Below are 21054 nucleotides of genomic sequence, written 5' to 3'. Positions count from 1 at the left end.
CGGATGGGGAGGCATCGCCCGTCGCCGCGGCTGATCGCGGCGGTGCTTCCCCTCGCCCTCCTCGCCTGCGCGCGTGGACATGACGATTCCGGCGCGGTGAGCGCCGACGAAGCCGCACAGCTCAACGACGCCGCGGCGATGCTCGACGCCAACAGCATCGACCTCGACGCAGTGACCACCAACGACACGGACGCCCAGCCATGACCAAGCGCCGCCTCGGCTCCACCGATCTGCAGATCGCCCCGCTCGTCCTCGGCGGCAACGTCTTCGGCTGGACCGCCGATCGTGCCGCCAGCTTCGCGGTGCTCGACGCCTTCGTCGCCGGCGGCGGCACGATGATCGACACCGCCGACGTCTATTCCGCCTGGGTCGACGGCCATAAGGGCGGCGAATCGGAAGCGATGATCGGCGAATGGCTCGCCGCGAGCGGCAAGCGCGACACGGTGCTGATCGCCACCAAGGTCGGCATGCTTCCCGGCGAGGGCGGCGAGAAGCTCGCGCCGTCTCGGATCATCGCCGCCGCCGAAGCCTCGCTCCAGCGGCTCGGCACCGACCGCATCGATCTCTATTACGCGCATCAGGACGACGATTCGGTGCCGCAGGAGGCGGTGCTCGAGGCCTTCGGGCGGCTGATCGACGCGGGCAAGGTGCGGGTGATCGGCGCCTCCAATTTCCACGCCGCGCGCCTCAAATCCGCGGTCGACGCCGCCAAGGCGCACGGCCTGCCGCGCTATCACGTGCTCCAGCCCGAATATAACCTGGTCAGCCGCCACAAGTTCGAGGGCGAGTTGCAGGATTATTGCGTCACCGAGAATATCGGCGTGCTGCCCTATTACGGCCTCGCCTCGGGGTTCCTCACCGGCAAATATCGCAGCCGCGACGATCTGGGTCAGAGCGTGCGCGGCGGCCGGATGGGCGATCTGCTCGACGACAAGGGCGCGGCGGTGCTCGCCGCGATGGATGCGGTCGCCGAGGAAACCGGCGCACGCCACGCCCAGATCGCGCTCGCCTGGCTGATCGCGCAACCCGGCGTCACCGCGCCGATCGCCAGCGCGACCAAGGTGGCGCAGGTCGAGGAGCTGCTCCCCGCGATGACGCTGGACCTGAGCAAGGATCAGCTCGAGCGATTGACCAACGCGGGGGCGTGACGGCGATCAGGCGGTAACGTTGGCGGCGGTGCGTGGGTCAGGCCCGAAGTCGTTCTCGCCAGCGGTACCCGGCATGACGGCAAAACACAGCTCTACGAGAAAGCCTAGGTAGGGCACGGCGGACGCGAGAACCCACCATCCCGATGCATTGAAGTCATGCACCCGCCGTCCTTCACAGCCAAAGCGGGGGTGATGAAGGCGAGCATCACGACGAGGAACAGCCCGACGGTCCAATTGTGGCTGCCCTCCCTGTCAAACGCGCCACCGATGCCAATTGCGGCAAACATGCTCGTCCACATCATTATGGTGAAGCACAGGAATTCCCGCCGCGACGATCGGCCGCGGAACGTTGCAAAGAGCCGGAAGGGCCGCGCGACGTAACCGGACAGCATCCGTCGTTTCTTCTCCCCCACGATCGACGGGGCAGAGATTCTTCTCCCCAACCGATCCATCGATGACGCACGCCGCCGCCGCGGCGCCGTACCGTCATTATAGAGGAGGCCAGACATGGTCGGGCCGAGGAGGCTCGGAAACGACGTGCAAGGCGACGCGTCTTCGCGCCGCCTCGAACAGGCGATGGAGCGGGGCACGCACCCCGCCCCGCCCCTCACGCCGCGAACTGGTTCATCGTATTCCCCGCGCCGCCCGCCTTCAGCGCCGCCTCGCCCGCGAAATACTCCTTGTGGTCGTCGCCGATGTCGGAGCCCGACATGTTCTGGTGCTTGACGCAGGCGATGCCCTCGCGGATCTCGCGACGCTGCACGCCCTCGACATAGCCGAGCATCCCCGCCTCGCCGAAATAGGCGCGCGCCAGCGTGTCGGTCGACAAGGCCGCGGTATGATAGGTCGGCAGCGTGATGAGATGGTGGAAGATGCCGGCACGCGCCGCGGCATCCTTCTGGAAGGTGCGGATCCGCTCGTCCGCCTCGACCGCGAGCGCGGTGCGGTCATAGTCCGCCGCCATCAGCCGCGCGCGGTCATAGCCCGCCACGTCTCGCCCCGCCTCTGCCCAGGCGTCATAGACCTGCTGACGGAAGTTGAGCGTCCAGTTGAAGCTCGGGCTGTTGTTGTAGACCAGCTTGGCGTTCGGCACGACGGCGCGGATGCGATCGACCATCGCCGCGATCTGCTCGATATGCGGCTTCTCGGTCTCGATCCACAACAAGTCGGCGCCGTGTTGCAGGCTGGTGATGCAGTCGAGCACGCAGCGGTCCGCCCCCGTCCCGTCGCGGAACTGGAACAGGTTCGACGGCAGCCGCCTGGGGCGCAACAGCCTGCCGTCGCGAGCGATCACCACGTCGCCGCTGCCGACCGCGGCCGGATCGATCTCCTCGCAATCGAGGAAGCTGTTATACTGATCACCGAGGTCACCGGGCGCGGCCGAATAGGCGATCTGCTTGGTCAGCCCGGCGCCGAGCGAATCGGTGCGCGCGACGATGATGCCGTCCTCGACGCCGAGTTCGAGGAAGGCGTAGCGACAGGCGCGCACCTTGGCGAGAAAATCGTCGTGCGGCACGGTGACCTTGCCGTCCTGATGACCGCACTGCTTCTCGTCGCTGACCTGGTTCTCGATCTGGAGCGCGCAGGCGCCGGCCTCGATCATCTTGCGGGCGAGCAGATAGGTGGCCTCGGCATTGCCGAAGCCGGCGTCGATGTCGGCGATGATCGGCACGACGTGCGTCTGGTGCTGGTCGATCGCCTGGCCGATCCGTTGCGCCTCGATCGCATTGCCGGCGGCGCGCGCCGCATCGAGATCGCGGAACAGCAGCCCGAGCTCGCGCGCATCCGCCTGACGCAGGAAGGTGTAGAGTTCCTCGATCAGCGCCGGGACGCTGGTCTTCTCGTGCATCGACTGGTCGGGCAACGGCCCGAACTGGCTGCGCAGCGCCGCGACCATCCAGCCGGACAGATAGAGGTAGCGGCGATCGGTGGTGCCGAAATGCTTCTTGATGCTGATCATCGTCTGCTGGCCGATGAAGCCGTGCCAGCAGCCGAGCGACTGGGTGTAGGCGGCGGGATTGGCGTCATAGGCGGCCATGTCGCGGCGCATGATCGCCGCAGTGTAGCGCGCGATGTCGAGCCCGGTGCGGAAGCGGTTCTGCACCCGCATCCGCGCGACCGATTCGGCGTCGATCCCGCTCCAATACGGCTGGGTTGCGATCCGTTGCCGTGCCGCGCCGATCTGCTGCTGATAGCTCATATCCCGTCCTCGCTTGGTGGTGTCGGGGCGAGACTGTACCGAACTTCACACGATGCAGAGCAGATATGCGCCGTTTTCCAGCGTTGCGATGTCACATCCTCGGTACATTATCGGTAATTTTGTATGGAAGTTTTCAGTCGGTCGTGAAGGTGAACCCCGACACGCCGCGGTCGCGTTCGTTGATCAGCAGCGCCCGCCCCGCCGGCGGCGCGGAGCGTTGCGGGCAGTCGGTGCGATGGCAGGCGCGGCAGCCGAGCCCGATCGGCGTCGCATCGCCCTTCAGGTCGACCCCGCGCGCCACCGCCAGCGCGCCGCCGAGCTCGGCGGCGACGCCGATGCCGACCGCGAATTCGGCGAGCACGCCGCCGTAGCGGCGGCGCTGCGGCGTCACCGTCCGCGCGATCGTCAGCCAACGTGCGCCATCCTCCAGCTCGACGAGCTGCACCGCGAGGCTGCCCGGCCGGTCGAAGGCATGGTGGAGCCGCCACAGCGGGCATCGACCCTCCGCCTCGGCGAGCGGCGACGCGCTCGCGCCCGAAAAGCGCTTCGAACATTGTCCGGCGCGGTCGACGCGGATCAGGAAGAAGGGCAATCCGCGCGCGCCGACGCGATGCAGCGTCGTCAGCCGGTGCGCGACCTGTTCGAACCCCGCGCCGAACCGCCGCTGGAGCAGTTCGAAGTCATAGCCGGTCGATTCGCAGGCGCGCAGGAAGCGCGCATAGGGCATCATCACCGCCGCCGCGAAATAGCTGGCGAGGTGGCGGCGGAACAACCGTTCGGCGGACCGGTCGGCAAAATCCGCGCCCTTGGCGAGCGCGTCGATCTCGGCCCGCGCCTCGATCTGCGCGAGCTGATAGGCGGCGGCGAAGGTGCGCGAGGCGGGATCGAGCACCTCGCTCAGCTGCAACTGCCGGGCGTGGAGGTCGAGCCGACGCAGCAGGTCGGGCATCACGTCCATCGGCAGGATGCGGATGGTGAGCTGATGCTTGACGCGCAGCCGCTCGGCGATCGCGCCGTACAGGTCGCCGGCGCCGAGGCGCAACTCGTCGGCGAGCGCCTCGGCGGCGCTGTCGAGATCGGCGAAATGCCCGCGCCAGCGCTCGATCGCGCGGCGCACCTCGGCGACCGGATCGACGCCGTCGCCGACGCCGCTGCCGCCGCCGGCGCCGAGCCGGTCATAGGCGCGCGCGAACGCCTCCGCCCCGCCGGGCGCGCCGGCGAGCCATTCGCCGACCTCGTTGCGGTCGATCTCGAGATCGGCGAACATCGGATCGGCGAGCCGCCGGCGGATCGCCGCCTCGCCGCCGCCGGGCTCGCCCGCGGTCAGCGCACGCGGATCGAAATCGTAGGATTCGGCGAGCTTGACCAGCAATGTCGCGGACAGCGGCCGCTGGTTGCGCTCGACCAGATTGAGATAGCTCGACGATATGCCGAGCACCTCCGCCATCGCCGCCTGGGTCAGCCCCGCCTGACGCCGCAGGCGGCGGACGGCATGGCCGGCGAATAACTTGCGGTCGGGCATCGGATCTCCTCGGCTCGAGGATCAGATATGCCAAAGCCGTTGTCAAATCCTTACAGCTTGACGAAACACCATGTCCGTCCGGTGGACACGATGACCGGACACGCCGCACCTGCCCCCTGCCACGCCCGGCGCAGGACGCTAGGGATGACGACGAAAGTTTCCTGGGGAGGAAAGGTGGCCGCCGGCGTCTCGTACGCTGGCGGCCATTCCCGTTCTACGGCCGGACGATGTGGCCTCGGAACCAGTCGGCGAGCGCGGCCTCTTCCAATTCCCCGGCGGCAAGGGCGAGCATCGTCCGTATCGCATCCGCCTTGTCGAAGGCGATCTCCACCCCGTTGAGCCGCAGAAACAGACGCGCCATGACCCAGGCGGTACGCTTGTTGCCCTCGGCCAACGGATGATTTCGCGCGATGCCATAGGCATATGCAGCGGCCAGCACGCTCGGGTCGGTCTCGCCATAGCCGAATTTGTTCACCGGACGCGCCAGCGCCGATTCGAGCAGGCCGATATCCTTGACCCCGGCCAGCCCGCCATATTCGGCCAATTGGCGATCGTGAACCGCCACCGCCATATCCGGACTGAGGAACCGCGGCGGTGTCGTCGTCATTTTGCGAGAACCGCGAGGATGTCACGATCCTCGCGCATGATGTCTTCGGCGGCCGCCATCGCTTCGGCGAAATCGGGATCGTGCGCGCGCAGACCGACGCCCCATGGATGTTCGGTGAGGTACAGCGAGTCGCCGAGTCCGACGCGAAGCTGCGCGAGCACCTCCTTGCTGAGGATCACGCCCTGTGAATTGCCGATCTTGATGATGCGGACTTCCTGGGCCGTCTTATTGTCGAGCACCTTGTTCATACGCCCGTTATAACATCGTCAAGGGAGCTTCACCACCCCCTCGCGCGTAACGCCTGCAACACCAATGACGGGACATGGGATGGATCAGGGGCTGACCGCGCGCATTCGCGAGAATATCGTGCTGTATGGCGCGCTTGCCGCCAATCTCGGGATCGGCGTCGCGAAGTTCGTCGCCGCCGGCATCACCGGCTCGTCGTCGATGCTGACCGAGGGCGTGCACAGCTGCGTCGACAGCGGCAACCAGATCCTGCTGCTCTACGGCCAGCATCGCGCCAAGCGCGCGCCCGATGCGATCCATCCGTTCGGCTATGGCCGCGAATTGTATTTCTGGGCGTTCGTCGTCGCCATCCTGATCTTCGCGGTCGGCGCGGGTGTCTCGGTCTACGAAGGCTATCTGCATATCCTCGAACCCGAACCGCTGCGCGACCCGCTGGTCAATTACATCGTCCTGGCGATCGCGGTCGCACTCGAAGGCTCGTCCTGGTTCATCGCGATGCGCGAATTCGCCAAGGCGAAGGGCGGCGAAGGCTGGTGGCAGGCGATCCGCCAGAGCAAGGACCCGGCCGGCTTCATCGTCCTGTTCGAGGATTCGGCGGCGCTCGCCGGCCTGGTGATCGCCGCGATCGGCGTCTGGGCAAGCCATGCCTTCGCCGATCCGCGGATCGACGGCATCGCCTCGATCCTCATCGGCCTGATCCTCGGCCTGGTCGCGATGCTGCTCGCACGCGAGGCCAAGGGGCTGCTGATCGGCGAACGCGCCGACCCGAAAGTAGTCGAGACGGTGCGCGGCATCGTCGCGGCGCATCCGGCGATCAGTGCGGTCAATCACGTCCGCACCATCCACACCGCACCCGACGCGATCTTCGTCGCGGTCAGCGCCGATTTCGTCGACAGCATCACGATGGGCGAAGGCGAGACGATCATCGAGCAGATGGAGGATCGTCTGCGCGACGCCGTACCGATCCTGTCATCCATCTATATCCGCCCGGAAAAGCGTGAGAATGCCGCGACGCTCACGCCGCCGACAGCGTCCGCGGAGTGATCCTCATGCTGCGGCCGGGCGACAAATGTCACGAACCCGTCACATCGGCAGTGCACCGCGGCTAATATGGCTACCATGGTCTCCGCTGCGTCCGCCTCCCCACCATCGACCGAGCGGCCCCACGGCCCCGGCCCGCGACTCGACGGGCAGTTGCACCCGGCGGGACGCTGGCTGTTCCTCGTCGTGCTGGTCGGCGCGCTGGGCTATGCCGGGGCGAGCGTCGTGTCGGACACGGCGGAGGTGGGCGAGACGCTGGCGACCGGCGTCTTCCTGTTCCTCGGCCTCGCGCTGCTGATCGCGCTCGGCTTCGAATTCGTCAACGGCTTCCACGACACCGCCAATGCGGTGGCGACGGTGATCTACACGCATGCGATGCCGGCACCGCTCGCGGTGGTCTGGTCGGGCTTCTTCAACTTCCTCGGCGTGCTGACCTCGTCCGGCGCGGTCGCCTATACGATCGTCACGCTGCTGCCGGTCGATCTGATCCTCCACGTCGGCTCGCTCGGCGGCTTCGCGATGATCTTCGCGTTGCTGCTCGCCGCGGTGATCTGGAACCTCGCGACCTGGGCGGCGGGGCTGCCCAATTCGTCGAGCCATGCGCTGATCGGCTCGGTGCTCGGCGTCGGCCTCGCCAACCAGCTGCTCGCACGCGGGTTGAGCGGCACCTCGGGTGTCGACTGGCATCAGGCGAAGAACGTCTTCCTGTCGCTGCTGGTCAGCCCGCTGGTCGGCTTCGCCGGGGCGCTGATCCTGATGCTGGTGATGAAGCGCTTCTTCCGCGATCCGAAACTCTATCGCGAGCCGCCGACCGATGCGCCGCCGCCGCGCGGCATCCGCGCGCTGCTCGTCTTCACCTGCACCGCGGTCAGCTTCGCACACGGCAGCAACGACGGGCAGAAGGGCATGGGGCTGATCATGCTGATCCTGATCGGCTGCGCCCCCACCGCTTATGCGCTCAACCGCACCGTGCCGTCGAGCGCCACCCCCGCCTATGTCGCGCAGGCGCGCGCGGCACAGGCGACCTTCGCCGCGCATGCCGGCACGCCACCCGCCTCGCTCGACGCCGCGCGCGCGACGATCACCCAGGGCCTGTCGGTGCGCCGCGTCAACGATCCCGACGTCTATGGCGCGCTCGCCGCGCTGTCGGCCGATGTCGGCCAGCGGATCGGTAGCTATGGCGCGCTGAGCCGCGTCCCCGCCGCCGCGACGCCGAACCTGCGCGCCGACATGTATCTGGTGCTCGACGCGAGCAAGCAGATCGTCACCGACGAGGGCGCCAAGGCGCGCTTCTCCGCGCGCGAGATCGAGCAGATCAAGGGCTATGGCGGCAGCCTCGAACAGGGCACGCGCTACATCCCCTTCTGGGTCAAGGTGACGGTGGCGATCGCGCTCGGCCTCGGCACGATGGTCGGCTGGCGGCGGATCGTCGTCACCGTTGGCGAGAAGATCGGCCAGACGCACCTGACCTATGGGATGGGCGCATCGGCGGAGCTGATGGCGGCGAGCACGATCCTCCTCGCCGACCGCTTCGGCATGCCGGTATCGACCACGCACGTCCTCACCTCGGGCGTCGCGGGCGCGGCGGTCGGCAATGGCGCCGGGCTGCAATGGCGGACGCTGCGCAACATGGCGCTCGCCTGGGTGATGACGCTGCCGGCGGCGATGCTGCTCGCCGGCGGGCTCTACTGGGCGCTCACCGCCATCCTGCGCGTGGCCACCGCCGCCTGAGCGGCGCGCGGCGTGATCGGCAGGGACGCCACCGTCGCCGGTCTGCCGGCGATGCCGCGCCACCGAATAGCAGAGATAAGACAAGTCGTTGCCTTGCTTGCCCATGTGGTCATCGGGCCGGCGTGACGACCGACAAGCATCCCGCAAGACTTGGCGACGACGCGCCAAGACTGCAACACGATCGTCATCGCTTCGTGATCGCGCCGTCACATGCCGATGGCATGGAGGCAGCGGGGCGATAGGCCCCCGGGGGCCGATCCATGACCGTCATCGATGCGAGCAGCGCCGACGTTCTCGCCTTTCTGCCGCAACGTCCGTCGGTCGTCGAGCGTGGCGATATCCCCCGCCGCCGCTTCCGGACGATCTGGATCTCCGACGTCCATCTCGGCACGCGCGGCTGCAACGCCGACATGCTGATCGACTTCCTCGACCATGTCGACAGCGAACAGCTCTATCTCGTCGGCGATATGATCGACGGCTGGCGGCTCAAGAAGAAATTCTACTGGCCCGCGGCGCATAACGACGTCGTCTGGCGGCTGATGAAGCGCGCCAAACGCGGCACCAGGGTCACCTATATCCCCGGCAATCACGACGAGGTGTTCCGCCAGTTCGCCGGGCTCGACTTTGGCGGCGTGCGCATCCGGCGCAAGGCGATCCACACCACCGCCGACGGCCGCCGCCTGCTGGTGCTGCACGGCGACGAATTCGACGCGATCACCCTCGCCCACCGCTGGCTCTCGAAGATCGGCGACAGCGCCTATACCGCGCTGATGGTGCTCAACCGCTGGGTCAATGCGGCGCGGCGGCGGCTCGGCATGCCCTATTGGTCGCTGTCGAAACACGCCAAGGCGAAGGTCAAGAATGCCGTCGCCTTCATCTCGCGCTTCGAAGAGGTGGTCGCGCATGCCGCCGGGTCGCGCGGCGTCGACGGTGTCGTCTGCGGGCATATCCACACCGCCGAGATCCGCGACATCAACGGCGTCGCTTATTATAACGACGGTGACTGGGTCGAAGGCTGCACCGCGCTGGTCGAACATTTCGACGGCCGGATGGAATTGCTGCTGTGGGGTGACGAGATCGCCGCCCGCGTCGCCGCCGATCGCGCCGCGCAGCGGGCCGGATCGATCGCCGCCTGATGCGCATCGCGCTGGTCACCGACGCCTGGCAGCCGCAGGTCAACGGCGTCGTCCGCACGCTGACCGCGATCAAACGCGAGGTCGAGGCGCAGGGGCATGATTTGCTCGTCGTCTCGCCCGACCGTTTCGTCAGCCTGCCCTGCCCGAGCTATCCCGAGATCCGGCTGGCGATCGCCGGCGGCCGCAGCATCGGCCGGTTGATCGGCGAGTTCGACGCCGAGGCGATCCATATTGCCACCGAAGGCCCGCTCGGCGTCGCGGCACGGCGCTGGTGCGTCGCCAGGGGGCTGCGCTTCACCACCGCCTATCACACGCAATTCCCCGATTATGTCGCCGCGCGCACCGGGGTGAGCGCCGAATGGATCTGGCGCTACATCCGCTGGTTCCACGCCCCTGCCGACGCGATCCTGACCTCGACGCCATCGGTCGACACCGCGCTGCGCGCGCATGGGCTCAACCGGTTGCGGCGCTGGGGGCGCGGTGTCGACCTTACCGTCTTCGCCGCCGAGGGGCCGGTCGATCCGGCGATCGCGGCGCTGCCGGGACCGATCCAGCTCTACGTCGGCCGCGTCGCGATCGAGAAGAATATCGAAGCGTTCCTCGACACTAGGGTGCCGGGCACCAAGGTGGTGATCGGCGACGGTCCGGCGCGCGCGACGCTCGCGGCCCGCTACCCCGCCGCGCATTTCCTCGGCGCGCGCTTCGGCGACGCGCTGGCCGCGGCCTATCGCAGCGCCGATCTGCTCGTCTTCCCGAGCCGCACCGATACGTTCGGGCTGGTGATGATCGAGGCGCTCGCCTGCGGCACGCCGGTCGCGGCGCTGCCCGCGCCCGGACCGGTCGATGTCCTGTCGCCCGAGGTCGGTGCGATCGACGGCGACCTCGACACCGCGATCCGCCTCGCGATGACCCGCGACCGCGCCGCCTGTGCCGCTTATGCCAAACGCTTCACCTGGCAGGCGAGCGCCCGCCAGTTCCTCGACAGCCTCGCCCCGATTCGCGCGGCGGAGGTCCGCGCCGCCTAAGCCGGCGGCTGGCGGGGCGAGGCTGAAAGACCAAGGGCGGCGCTCCGCTCCTGTCTGGCAGATGGTCTGGGACACGATGGGCCGACCCTCGGGCATCCTCGGATCGCGTCGTTTTCGAAGCACACTGGCTGAGTTGCTAAAGCATTGCGTGGAACTTGGGCGCGATACCGGCGACGGTACGACTGTCGCGCAAATCTCGCCACAGCATCTGCAAAGGTCGAATCTCTACGGAAGTCTCGCCGCCGCCGCAGTCATGCCGTCACCCTGGACGCGTTCGGGGATCCATTGTGCCGCGCAGTCACCGAGTTACGCTCATCCGGAACTGTGGATGCCGGAACAGGTCCGGCATGACGAACAGAATAGCGCAGTACTCCCGCGAAGGCGGGAGCCCAGTGTTCTTTTCCCGGGAGACGGTGTTCTGCTTGGCCACTGGGTTCCCGCCTGCGCGGGAACACTGGTGCTTGAAGCTATGCGGGCGACTCTCGCAAAGGGCGCGAGAGAAAAGGAAAGCGGGATAGACCCCAAAGGCCCCCAGCAGCCCTGCCGACTTGCTCGCGCCGCGCCGGCACGCTGCGGCCAGCGCAACCGTCCCGCGCCGGCCGAAGCCGCCCCTCGCCGCAGCGACACCAGGATGCCGCCGAACGCCCCTATCGCGCCGCGACCGGCTTGGCCGGATCGTCGACGTCGAGCCCGCCGCCCAGCGACCGGTACAGTTCGACGATATTGCTCCCCCGGTTGAGCCGCGTCGTCACCAGCTGCTGCTGCGCCGCATAAGCGGTGCGCTGCGAATCGAGCGTCGTCAGGAACGATTCGACCCCGGCGCGATAGCGCGCGTCGGAGATGCGCAGCGCGACATTCGCCGCCTCGACACGCGCGGATTGCGCCGCGAGCTGCTCGTCGATCGTGCCGCGCTGGGCGAGCGCATCGGCGACCTCGCGGAAGGCGGTCTGCACCGTCTTCTCATAGGTCGACACCGCCGCCTGCTGCTGCGCGCGGGCGAGGTCGACGTTGCCGCGCAGCCGGCCGCCGTCGAACAGCGGCAGCGAAACCGACGGCGCACCGGTGTAGGTGAAGCTGCCGCCCGCGAACAGGCCGCTCAGCGCGGTGCTGATCGTGCCCAGCGTCGCGGTCAGCGAGATGCGCGGGAACAGCGCCGCCCGCGCCGCACCGATATTGGCGTTCTGCGCGATCAGCTGATGCTCCGCCTGCAAGACGTCGGGACGACGCAGCAGCACGTCGGAGCGGATCCCGGCGGGCAGCACCTGCAAGGCGGCGTCGCCGCTGCCGAGCCCCTGCGGCAGCAGCTCGGTGGTCACCGGCGTACCGACGAGCAGGTCGAGCGCGTTCTTGTCCTGCGCCACCCGCGTCTTGAGCACCGCGATGTCGTTGCGCGCGCCCTGATAGGTCGTCTCCGCCTGCCGCGCCTCGAGCTCGGAGGCGACGCCGATGCGGAATTGCGCGCGGGTCAGTTCGAGCGACTGTTCGAACGAGGTGAGCGAGCGTTGTGAAATCGCCAGCTGGTCCTGATCCGACGCCAAGGTCAGCCAGGCGGTGGCGATCTCGGCGATCAGGCTGATCCGCGTCGAGCGCTGCGCCTCTTCGGTGGCGAAATATTGTTCGAGCGCGGCGCGGTTGAGGTTGCGCACCCGGCCGAACAGATCGAGTTCGAACGCCGAGAAGCCCGCATTGACCGAGTAGAATTCGAAGTTGGACGAACTCGTCCCGACGCTGCCGCTGGTGCCGCTGCCCGCGCTCGACCCGGCGCCGGTCCCGGTGCCGACACCGGTGCCCGTCCCCGTCCCCGTCCCGCTACTGCCGCTGGCGGCGCCGCCGAGCGTGCTCGCCGCGCCCTGGATGTTGTTGGTGTAGGTGCCGGAAGCCGACAGGCTGGTCGAGGGCACCAGATCGGCGCGCTGGATGCGATATTGCGCGCGCGCCTGCAGCACGTTGGCGGCGGCGACGCGCAGGTCGCGATTGTTGTCGAGGCCCAGCGCGATCGTCCGGCGCAACCGTTCGTCGGTGAAGAAGTCGCGCCAGCCGATCTTGGTGACGTCGGGCGCATCGGTCGCCGCGGCCGGATAGACACCGCCCTGCGGCAGCGCCGCCGGCACTTCGCCCACCGGCCGCACATAATGCGGCGCGAGGTTGCAGCCGGCGAGCGCGGTCGCGCCCAGCAGGCCGAGGAGGATCTTGCTCGTCATCACCACTCAGGCTCCCTGCGGCGCGGGCGTATCGCCGCGTGCGCCATCATCATGCGGGCGATCATCCTGCGGATGATCGTCGTGGCGGTCATGCCCGTCATCCTGCGCGCCGCGCTTGCCGTCCTCGCCATGGCCGAACAGCCGCAGCACGACGACGAAGAACATCGGCACGAAGAAGATCGCAAGCACCGTCGCCGACAGCATGCCGCCGACGACCGCGCGGCCGATCGCATTCTGCCCGCCGGCACCGGCGCCGGTCGAGACCGCGAGCGGCAGCACGCCGAAGATGAACGCCAGCGACGTCATCAGGATCGGCCGCAACCGCAGCTTCGCCGCCTCGACCGCGGCGTCGAACGGCCGCATCCCCTCGTTGATTCGTTCCTCGGCGAATTCGACGATCAGGATCGCGTTCTTCGCCGACACGCCGATCGTCGTGATCAGCCCGACCTGGAGGTAGATGTCGCTATTGAGCCCGGTCAGCGTCGCCGCGAGCAGCGCGCCGATGATGCCGAGCGGCACGACCAGCAGCACCGAGATCGGTACCGACCAGCTTTCGTACAGCGCCGCGAGGCAGAGGAAGACGATCAGCAGCGACAGGCCGTAGAGCGCCGGCGCCTGTCCGCCCGACAGGCGTTCCTCGTAGGACAGACCCGTCCAGTCGAGCCGCGTCCCCGGCGGCAGCTTCGCGTGCATCGCCTCGATCGCCTTCATCGCCGCGCCCGACGACACGCCCGGTGCCGGCTGGCCGAGGATCTCCATCGACGGCAGACCATTGTAGCGGGTGAGCTGCGCCGGCGCCTGCGACCAGCGGACCGTCGAAAAGGCCGAGAAGGGCGCCATCGTGCCGGTGTCGCTGCGCACGTAGAAATTGGCGACATCCTCGGGCTTCAGCCGATAGTCGGTATCCGCCTGGATATAGACGCGCTTGACGCGGCCGCGATCGATGAAGTCGTTGACATAGGCACTGCCCCAGGCGGTCGCGATCGTGTTGTTGATCGTGGTGAGGTCCAGCCCGAGCGCCTTCGCCTTGTCCTGATCGACGTCAATCTTGAGCTGCGGCGCATCGTCGAGCGCGTTGGGACGCACGCCGATGAGCGACTTGTCCTGCGACGCCATGCCCAGCAGCATGTTGCGCGCCGCGAGCAGCTTTTCGTGGCCGATGCCGGCCTCGTCGACCAATTGCAGGTCGAAGCCGCTGGCATTGCCCAATTCCTGCACCGCGGGCGGGATGACCGCAAAGATCATGCCGTCCTTGAACTGCGAGAATGCGCCCATCGCCCGGCCGACCAGCGCCTGCGCCTTGTTCTCGGCGCCCTTGCGATGCGACCATTCCTGCAACGGGATGAAGGCGATGCCGCTGTTCTGGCCCTGCCCCGCAAAGCTGAAGCCATTGATCGTGTACACGCCCTGGACGTTCTTCCCCTCGGTCTGGAGGAAATGGTCGCGGATCGTGTCGAGGCCCTTCTGGGTACGCGCGGTGGTCGCGCCCGGCGGGCCCTGGACCAGCGCGATCATGATGCCCTGATCCTCTTCCGGCAGGAAGCCGGTGGGCAGGCGCACGAACAGCACCGCCATGCCGATCACGATCAGCGCATAGACGACAAGCGAGCGCTTCCAGTTGCGCGCGGTCGAGCGCACGCCCCTGGCATAGCGATCCTGGCCGCGATCGAACTTGTCGTTGAACCAGCGGAAGAAGCGCGCGAGCGGGCCGTTGCCTTCCGCCTTGCCGGGATCGTGCGGCTTGAGGATCGTCGCGCACAGCGCCGGGGTGAGGATCAGCGCGACGCTGACCGACAGGACCATCGCCGAGACGATGGTGATGGAGAACTGACGATAGATGACGCCGGTCGACCCGCCGAAGAAGGCCATCGGCAGGAACACCGCCGACAGCACCAGCGCGATGCCGATCAGCGCGCCGGTGATCTCGTCCATCGACTTGCGCGCCGCTTCCTTGGGGCTCAGCCCCTCGGTCTGGATGAGTCGCTCGACGTTCTCGACGACGACGATCGCGTCGTCGACCAGCAGGCCGATCGCCAGCACCATGCCGAACAAGGTCAGCGTGTTGATCGAGAAGCCCGCCGCGGCGAGGATCGCGAAGGTGCCGAGCAGCACCACCGGCACCGCGATCGTCGGGATCAGCGTCGCACGAAAGTTCTGCAGGAACAGGAACATCACCAGGAAGACGAGGATCACCGCCTCGATCAGCGTATGGACCACCTGCTCCACCGACAGGCGCACGAACGGCGACGTGTCATAGGGGTAGATGACCTTGACGTCGGGCGGGAACTGCTTGGCGATCGCGTTGACGCGCTCCTTCACCGCCTTGACCGTGTCGAGCGCATTGGCGCCCGGCGCCAGCTTGATGCCGATGCCCGAGGCGGGCTTGCCGTTCCACTGCGCCGAGAAGGCGTAGTTTTCCGCGCCGATGCCGACGCGCGCGACGTCGCTGAGGCGGACGACCGAACCGTCGGTGTTGCTCTTCAACCGGATCGCCGCAAATTGTTCGGGCGAGGTCAGTCGCGATTCGACCGAGACGGTCGCGTTGAGCATCTGCTCCTTGGGCGCGGGCTGCGCGCCGAGCTGCCCGGCGGAGACCTGCGCATTCTGCGCGGTGATCGCCGAGGTGACGTCGGCCATCGTCAGCGCGTAATTGTTGAGCTTGATCGGATCGACCCAGATCCGCATCGCATATTGCGACCCGAAGATCTGCGTATCGCCGACGCCGTTCACGCGGGCGAGCGGGTCCTGCAACTTGGACGCGACATAGTCGGCGAGGTCGACGTCGCTATGGCTGCCGTCCGACGAATAGAGGCCGACGAACATCAGGAAGTTCTGCGTCGCCTTGGCGACGATCAGCCCCTGACGCTGCACCTCCTGCGGCAACAGCGGCGTCGCCGCCTGCAATTTGTTCTGGACCTGCACCTGCGCGATATCGGGATCGGCGCCCTGTTCGAAGGTCAGCGTCACCGTGACGGTGCCCGCCGACGACGAGGAGGACGAGAAGTAGCGAAGGTTGTCGATCCCCTTCATCTGCTGCTCGATGATCTGCGTCGTCGTGTTTTCGAGCGTCGTCGCATCCGCGCCCGGATAGGTGGCGGTGATCGACACCGCCGGCGGCGCGATCGCCGGGAACTGGGCGATCGGCAGCGAGCGGATCGCGATGACGCCGGCGAGCATCAGGATGATCGCGATCACCCAGGCGAAGATCGGCCGGTCGATGAAATAGCGGGCCATGAGGGGTTACTTTGCCTGAGCTGCGGGCGCACCGGCGCCCTGGGGGGCGGCGGGCTTGGCGTTGGGGTCCCAGGGCTTGCCCTGGACGGGCATGCCGGGGCGCAGCATCATCGCACCCGCGACGATCACCTTCTCGCCCGGCTTGATGCCGCCGGTGACGAGCCAGTCCTCACCGATCGTGCGGCTGGTCTGCAGCGTGCGGACCTGGATCTTGCCGTCCGCGCCGATCACCATCGTCGTCGCCTGGCCCTTTTCGTCGCGGCTGACCGCGCGCTGCGGCACCAGCAGCGCCTTTGCCTGCGTGCCCTCGACCAGTGAGGCGCGGACGAACATGCCGGGCAGCAGCAGGCCGTTGGGATTGGGGAAGAGCGCGCGGATCGTCTGCGATCCGGTGGTCGGATCGACGGTGACGTCGGCGAAGCGCAGGCTGCCCTGCGGGCCATAGGCGCTGCCGTCCTCCAGCGTCAGCCGGACGCGGGCATTGCCGTCGCGCGCAACCTGGCCGCTGAGGATCTGCTGGCGCAGCTTCAGAAGCCCGGCGCTCGACTGCTGGATGTCGACGTACATCGGGTCGAGCCGCTGGATCGTCGCCAGCGGCTGCGTCTGCGATGCCGACGCGAGCGCGCCGGTGGTGACCAGCGAACGGCCGATCCGCCCGGCGATCGGCGCCCGCACCGTGGTGCGCGACAGGTCGATCTGCGCGGTGCGCAGCGCCGCCTGCTGCGCGGCGACGTCGGCCTGCGCCTGCGCCGCGCTGGTCTGCGCATTCTCATATTCCTGGCGGGCGATCGCGTTGATCTTGACCAATTCGCCATAGCGGCGCGCGAGCGCGGCGGTGGAGGCGATATTGGCGCGGGCGCGCGACAGCGCCGCGCGCGCGCTCGCCACCGCCGCCTGATAGGGCGCGGGATCGATGCTGTAGAGCGGCTGGCCGGCGCGGACCATGTCGCCTTCCGTGAACAGCCGCGCGCGGATCAGGCCGTTGACCTGCGGCCGTACGTCCGATGTTTCATAGGCGGTGGTGCGACCCGGCAATTCGGTCGTCAGCGTCACCGACTGTTCACGTACGGTCAGATATTCGACCTGCGGCGGGCCCTGCGGCGCCTGCTGTTGCTGCTGCTGCTTGCTGCCGCACGCCGCCAGTGACAGCGCCAACGCTAGCACCGCCACCCCGTGTCGCCTATTCGCCATGCAAAATGTCCGCTGATAAGAATGTGAGTGATCGATCACTCACGCTCTGCTACTCGCAGTCAGGAACTGGCGTCAAGGCTCGCCGACGAGGAATGGAATGGACGGCTCGAGAATTTGTTGCGGTGCACCACGAAACAATGCGGAAATGCGCCGTTTCAAGGTCATCGAGGCGGCACGTAGATTGTTCATCGAAAACGGTTTCCATGCCACTGGCATCGCCCAGATCGCGCGCGAATCGGGCGTCGCGGTCGGTCAGCTGTATCGCGATTTCTCCGCCAAGGAGGATATCGTCGCGGCGATCGTCAACTCGGACTGCCGGTCCTTCCTGTCCGCCGAGTCGCTACGCCGGGCGATCCAGGCCAAGGACGTCGGCCACGTCCGCGACTGGCTCCACCAGCTCGTCACCCCCGGCCGGGACGACGACGAGAGCGACGGCGACCCGCGCCTGTTCGCCGAGATCCTGGCCGAGGCGGCGCGCAACAGCCGCATCGCCTCGATCTTCAACGCGACGCATCAGGACGTCCGCGCGCTGATGCTCGACGCGCTCGAGATGCTCGCCCCCGGAGACGCGCTGGCGGACCGGCGGTCGGCGCTTGCCGATGTCATCCTGATCATGTCGCTGGGCATGCTGCACCACAGCATGGTGCGCCCCGACGAGGATGATTCGGCGTTGGTCGAGGCGCTGGTCGCGACGATCGACCGCGACGTCGATGCGCTGCGTCGCGCCGCCGTGGTCGACAAGCAGGACGGCTGATCACGCCCGGCGGAAGGCATCGGGATCGATGCCGTAGCGCGCCAGCTTATAGTAGAGCGTCTTGCGCGGCACGCCGAGCAGTTCGACGGCCCTGACGACATTGCCGCCGCTCGCGCGCAACGCATCGACGATGACGCGCGTCTCGAATTCGGCGACCTGGCTCGGCAGGTCCTGCGGGGCGCTGTCCGGCCGATCCTCCGCGGCGAGCACGCAGGCATAGGCATAGTTGCGCAATTCGCGGACGTTGCCCGGCCAGCCGTGCGACAGGACATGCTGCCGCTCCGCCTCGCCGATCGCATAATCGGGTCGCGCCAGCGCCTCGCGCGCCTGATCGACGAAGGCGACGAACAGCAGCAGCCGGTCATGCTCGCGCTCGCGCAGCGGCGGCAGCGCGATCCGCGTCATCGCCAGCCGATGGTAGAGGTCGGCCCGGAACTGCCCCGCCGCGACCGCCTGCGCGAGGTCGTCGCGGCTGGTCGCGACGACGCGCAATTGCACCGCCTCCGCCCGCTCCGCGCCGATCGGCTGCACCTCGCGCTCCTCGATGACGCGGGTCAGCGCTGCCTGGATCGCCGGCGACAGCGCGTCGACCGCGTCGAGCAGCAAGGTGCCGCCGCTCGACGCCGCGATCGCACCGGTGCGCGACAGCCGGGTGTGCGCGACGCTGTCGGCGGCATGGCCGAACAGATCGGCCGCCCCTTCCTCGCCCAAGGCGCTGCAATCGACCGCGACGAACGGCCGGCCGCGCCGCGGCCCGAGCCGGTGGAGCAGCACCGCGGCCAGTTCCTTGCCGGTGCCGGTCTCGCCTTCGACCAGCACGTCGAGATCGGCGGCGGCGAGCCGCGCGATCGTCGCGCGCAGCCGGACGATCGCGGCGCTGTCGCCGATCAGCGGATGGTCGTCGCCGGCATCGAGCGCGGCGCGCAGCCGCCGGTTCTCGATCACCAGCGCGCGCCGCTCCAGCGCCCGGCCGATCGTCGCGACGAGGTGGTCGGTGGCGAACGGCTTGGTGAGGAAGTCGAACGCGCCGTCGCGCAACGCCGCCACCGCCATCGGCACATCGCCATGACCGGTGACGAGGATCACCGGCAGATCGGCGTCGATCGCGCGCAGCCGGGCAAGCAATTGCAGCCCGTCGATGCGCGGCATGCGGATATCGGAGACGATGACGCCGTCGAAATCGGCGGGCAGCGCGGCGAGCGCCGCCTCCGCCCCGGCGAAGGCGCGGACGGTCAGCCCGGCCAGCTCCAGCGCCTGCACGGTCGCGAAGCGCAGCGCCTCGTCGTCCTCGACGAACATCACCTGCCCGCTCATGCGCGCCGCAACGTCAGCAGGAAGGTCGCGCCCGGCCCGTCCGGTGCGACGGTCAGCTCGCCACCGAATTCGCGCGCGATGTCGCGCGCGATCGCCAGCCCCAGGCCGAGTCCCTCCGGCTTGGCGGAGGCGAAGGGTTCGAACACCGTGTCGGCGATGGCGGGATCGATACCGGGGCCGGTGTCGGCGATGCGCACCGTCAGCGTCTCCGCGGTCGCGCTGGCCGCGATCCGCACCTCGGGCTGGTCGCATCCGGCGACCGCATCGAGCGCATTGCCGATGACGTTGACGAGAATCTGTTCGAGCCGGATGCGATCGCCGACGACGCGCGCGTCGCGCAGCTCTGCGGCGACGGTGTCGACGACGATGCCGCGCGCGCGCTCGCCGATCAGCAACAGCGTCCCCTCGATCGCCGCGCCCAGTGTCGGCGCGCCGCGCGACGGCGTGCGGCGGCGGGCGAAGGCGCGCAGCTCGCCGGTGATCGTCGCGATCCGGTCGGTCAGCGCGACGATCCGGCCGAGCGTGTCGCGCGCCGCATCGGCCGCGCCCCGGTCGAGCAGGGTCGCGCCATTCTCCGCGAAGGTCCGGATCGCGGCGAGCGGCTGGTTGATCTCATGCGCGACGCCGGCGGTGATCTGGCCGAGCGAGCCCAACCGGTTGGCCTGCGCCAGCTCCTCGCGTGCGGCGCGGAAGCGGCGGTCCGCCTCGGCGCGCTCCTGCGATTCGACGATCAGCCGGGCATTCGCCTCGCGCAGCTCGCGCGTGCGCTGCACCACCGCGCGTTCGAGCGATTCGCGCGCCTGGGTCTGCGACCGCCGCCGGTCGGCGCCGCGCCACGCGATCCCGCCCGCGACAGCGACGACGAGCAGCAGCACCAGCCCGCCGAGCGCCGCCTGCGTCCGCGCGCCCGCAAGCGCCGGACGCAGCGGGGTGAGATGCGACACCGTCCCGCCATCGAGCGGCGCGGCGACGCTCGCGCTGCGGTAGCGGAGCGGCCGTGCGTCGCGGATCGCGCGGACGTCGCGCCCGTCGATCGCGAAGGCGGGGGTGAACGGCGGCGCCGCGCCGAACTGGCGCGAGCGGATCAGCCGGGCGCGGCGCGCCGCGTCGAGCGGTCGGATCGGATGGAAGCGCCACGCCGGCACGCTGGTGACGAGGATCAGGCCGCGCGGATCGGTCAGGATCGTCGCGCCGGGCGACTGCGCCCATTCGCGCTCGAGCCGGTCGAACTCGACCTTGACGACAATCACCCCCAGCGCCCGCCCGCCGCGATCGATCCGCCGCGCGAGATACAGGCCGGGCCGCCCGCTCACCGTACCGAGCGCGAACAGCTCCGACGTGCCGCGCGCCATCGCCTCGGTGAAATAGCGGCGGAAGGTATAATCCTGGCCGACGAAGCTCGCCTCGCTGCGCCAGTTGCTCGCCGCCACCGCACGGCCGCGCGCATCGATCGCATAGAGCGCGGCGGCATCGGTGCGGGTCGCGAGCAGTTCGAGCGTCGCGTCGAGCCGCCGCAGTGCCGCGGCATCGCCGGCGAGCGCGACCGGCACGTCGGGATATTCGGCGAGCACCAGCGGCAGCAGCCGGAATTTCTGCAACTCGCTGGTCAGCAGGCCGGCATGGGTGCGCGCCAGCGTCAGCGCCTCGCGATCCGCCGCCGTCCGCGCGGTCGTCTCCGCCCAGCGCGTGCCGGCGAGGATCATC

18 protein-coding genes are annotated in these 21054 nt (G+C 68.5%); 7 read left to right on the top strand and 11 right to left on the bottom strand.

The genetic code is table 11. The features are described 5' to 3' along the window. Positions 1-3: 3 nt before the first annotated feature. Both V8201_RS01830 and V8201_RS01825 read left to right on the top strand, forming a co-directional pair. Positions 4-204, top strand: a complete 201-nt coding sequence (locus V8201_RS01830; protein WP_037533915.1) for a hypothetical protein — start codon at positions 4-6, stop codon at positions 202-204. After that, a complete protein-coding gene (locus V8201_RS01825; protein ID WP_336544328.1) occupies positions 201-1148 on the top strand; it encodes an aldo/keto reductase in 948 nt (315 codons plus the stop codon). The genes V8201_RS01830 and V8201_RS01825 overlap by 4 nt, the downstream gene beginning before the upstream one ends. Before the next feature lie 6 nt (positions 1149-1154). Here the strand turns inward: V8201_RS01825 and V8201_RS19015 are convergent, their stop codons facing one another. The 6 genes from V8201_RS19015 to V8201_RS01800 form a co-directional block, all read right to left on the bottom strand. Next, on the bottom strand, positions 1155-1310 hold the full coding sequence (locus V8201_RS19015; protein WP_161773123.1) for a DUF805 domain-containing protein: 156 nt from the start codon (positions 1308-1310) through the stop codon (positions 1155-1157). Next, the gene (locus V8201_RS01820) at positions 1253-1540 is read right to left on the bottom strand and encodes a DUF805 domain-containing protein (protein WP_336544327.1); all 288 of its coding nucleotides are present in this window, start codon (positions 1538-1540) and stop codon (positions 1253-1255) included. The genes V8201_RS19015 and V8201_RS01820 overlap by 58 nt, the downstream gene beginning before the upstream one ends. Before the next feature lie 215 nt (positions 1541-1755). Beyond that, positions 1756-3348, bottom strand: coding sequence for an isocitrate lyase (locus tag V8201_RS01815; RefSeq protein WP_336544326.1), 1593 nt, complete (start codon positions 3346-3348; stop codon positions 1756-1758). A 133-nt stretch (positions 3349-3481) separates the two neighbouring features. Further along, positions 3482-4870, bottom strand: a complete 1389-nt coding sequence (locus V8201_RS01810) for a helix-turn-helix domain-containing protein (RefSeq protein ID WP_336544325.1) — start codon at positions 4868-4870, stop codon at positions 3482-3484. Positions 4871-5084: 214 nt separating this feature from the next. Continuing rightward, positions 5085-5477: a type II toxin-antitoxin system death-on-curing family toxin gene (locus tag V8201_RS01805; RefSeq protein ID WP_336544324.1), complete on the bottom strand. Its 393-nt coding sequence runs from the start codon at positions 5475-5477 to the stop codon at positions 5085-5087. Further along, the gene (locus tag V8201_RS01800) at positions 5474-5725 is read right to left on the bottom strand and encodes an AbrB/MazE/SpoVT family DNA-binding domain-containing protein (RefSeq protein ID WP_051583392.1); all 252 of its coding nucleotides are present in this window, start codon (positions 5723-5725) and stop codon (positions 5474-5476) included. Before V8201_RS01800 ends, V8201_RS01805 begins: the two co-directional genes overlap by 4 nt. 79 nt (positions 5726-5804) lie before the next feature. On the opposite strand from V8201_RS01800, the gene V8201_RS01795 reads away from it, so the two are divergent. The 4 genes from V8201_RS01795 to V8201_RS01780 all read left to right on the top strand — a co-directional run bounded on the left by V8201_RS01795 (position 5805) and on the right by V8201_RS01780 (position 10656). Continuing rightward, positions 5805-6767, top strand: a complete 963-nt coding sequence (locus V8201_RS01795) for a cation diffusion facilitator family transporter (protein ID WP_336544323.1) — start codon at positions 5805-5807, stop codon at positions 6765-6767. Positions 6768-6842: 75 nt separating this feature from the next. Then, complete coding sequence (locus V8201_RS01790) at positions 6843-8495, top strand: inorganic phosphate transporter (RefSeq protein ID WP_373276442.1); 1653 nt, start codon at positions 6843-6845, stop codon at positions 8493-8495. Between the two features lie 260 nt (positions 8496-8755). Continuing rightward, a complete protein-coding gene (locus tag V8201_RS01785) occupies positions 8756-9631 on the top strand; it encodes a UDP-2,3-diacylglucosamine diphosphatase (protein WP_037533852.1) in 876 nt (291 codons plus the stop codon). Next, complete coding sequence (locus V8201_RS01780) at positions 9631-10656, top strand: glycosyltransferase family 4 protein (RefSeq protein ID WP_336544322.1); 1026 nt, start codon at positions 9631-9633, stop codon at positions 10654-10656. The genes V8201_RS01785 and V8201_RS01780 overlap by 1 nt, the downstream gene beginning before the upstream one ends. 647 nt (positions 10657-11303) lie before the next feature. Here the strand turns inward: V8201_RS01780 and V8201_RS01775 are convergent. Genes V8201_RS01775 through V8201_RS01765 form a run of 3 tightly spaced genes read right to left on the bottom strand, consistent with a single transcriptional unit; the run spans position 11304 to position 17282 of the window. Then, positions 11304-12857 carry an efflux transporter outer membrane subunit gene (locus V8201_RS01775; protein ID WP_336544321.1) on the bottom strand — a complete coding sequence of 518 codons (1554 nt, stop codon included), beginning with the start codon at positions 12855-12857 and terminating at the stop codon, positions 11304-11306. Positions 12858-12863: 6 nt separating this feature from the next. Then, entirely contained in the window at positions 12864-16091 is a 3228-nt protein-coding gene (locus V8201_RS01770; RefSeq protein WP_336544320.1) for an efflux RND transporter permease subunit, read from the bottom strand. Between the two features lie 6 nt (positions 16092-16097). Beyond that, positions 16098-17282 (bottom strand): efflux RND transporter periplasmic adaptor subunit, encoded by a 1185-nt coding sequence (locus V8201_RS01765; RefSeq protein WP_037533845.1) that lies wholly within the window; start codon positions 17280-17282, stop codon positions 16098-16100. 145 nt (positions 17283-17427) lie between these two features. Between V8201_RS01765 and V8201_RS01760 the strand changes: the two genes are divergently transcribed. Next, the gene (locus V8201_RS01760; RefSeq protein WP_037533843.1) at positions 17428-18036 is read left to right on the top strand and encodes a TetR/AcrR family transcriptional regulator; all 609 of its coding nucleotides are present in this window, start codon (positions 17428-17430) and stop codon (positions 18034-18036) included. Here the strand turns inward: V8201_RS01760 and V8201_RS01755 are convergent, their stop codons facing one another. Together V8201_RS01755 and V8201_RS01750 are read right to left on the bottom strand one after the other, a co-directional pair. Next, positions 18037-19350: a sigma-54-dependent transcriptional regulator gene (locus tag V8201_RS01755; protein ID WP_037533842.1), complete on the bottom strand. Its 1314-nt coding sequence runs from the start codon at positions 19348-19350 to the stop codon at positions 18037-18039. After that, positions 19347-21053, bottom strand: a complete 1707-nt coding sequence (locus V8201_RS01750) for a sensor histidine kinase (protein WP_271300905.1) — start codon at positions 21051-21053, stop codon at positions 19347-19349. The genes V8201_RS01755 and V8201_RS01750 overlap by 4 nt, the downstream gene beginning before the upstream one ends. Position 21054: the final 1 nt, after the last annotated feature.

Source organism: Sphingomonas kyungheensis, assembly GCF_037120395.1.
In the GTDB taxonomy this organism is placed as follows: Bacteria; Pseudomonadota; Alphaproteobacteria; order Sphingomonadales; family Sphingomonadaceae; genus Sphingomonas; species Sphingomonas kyungheensis.
The sequence above is the reverse complement of the archived record's forward strand: the minus strand, read 5'-3'. Positions and strand labels throughout refer to the sequence as shown.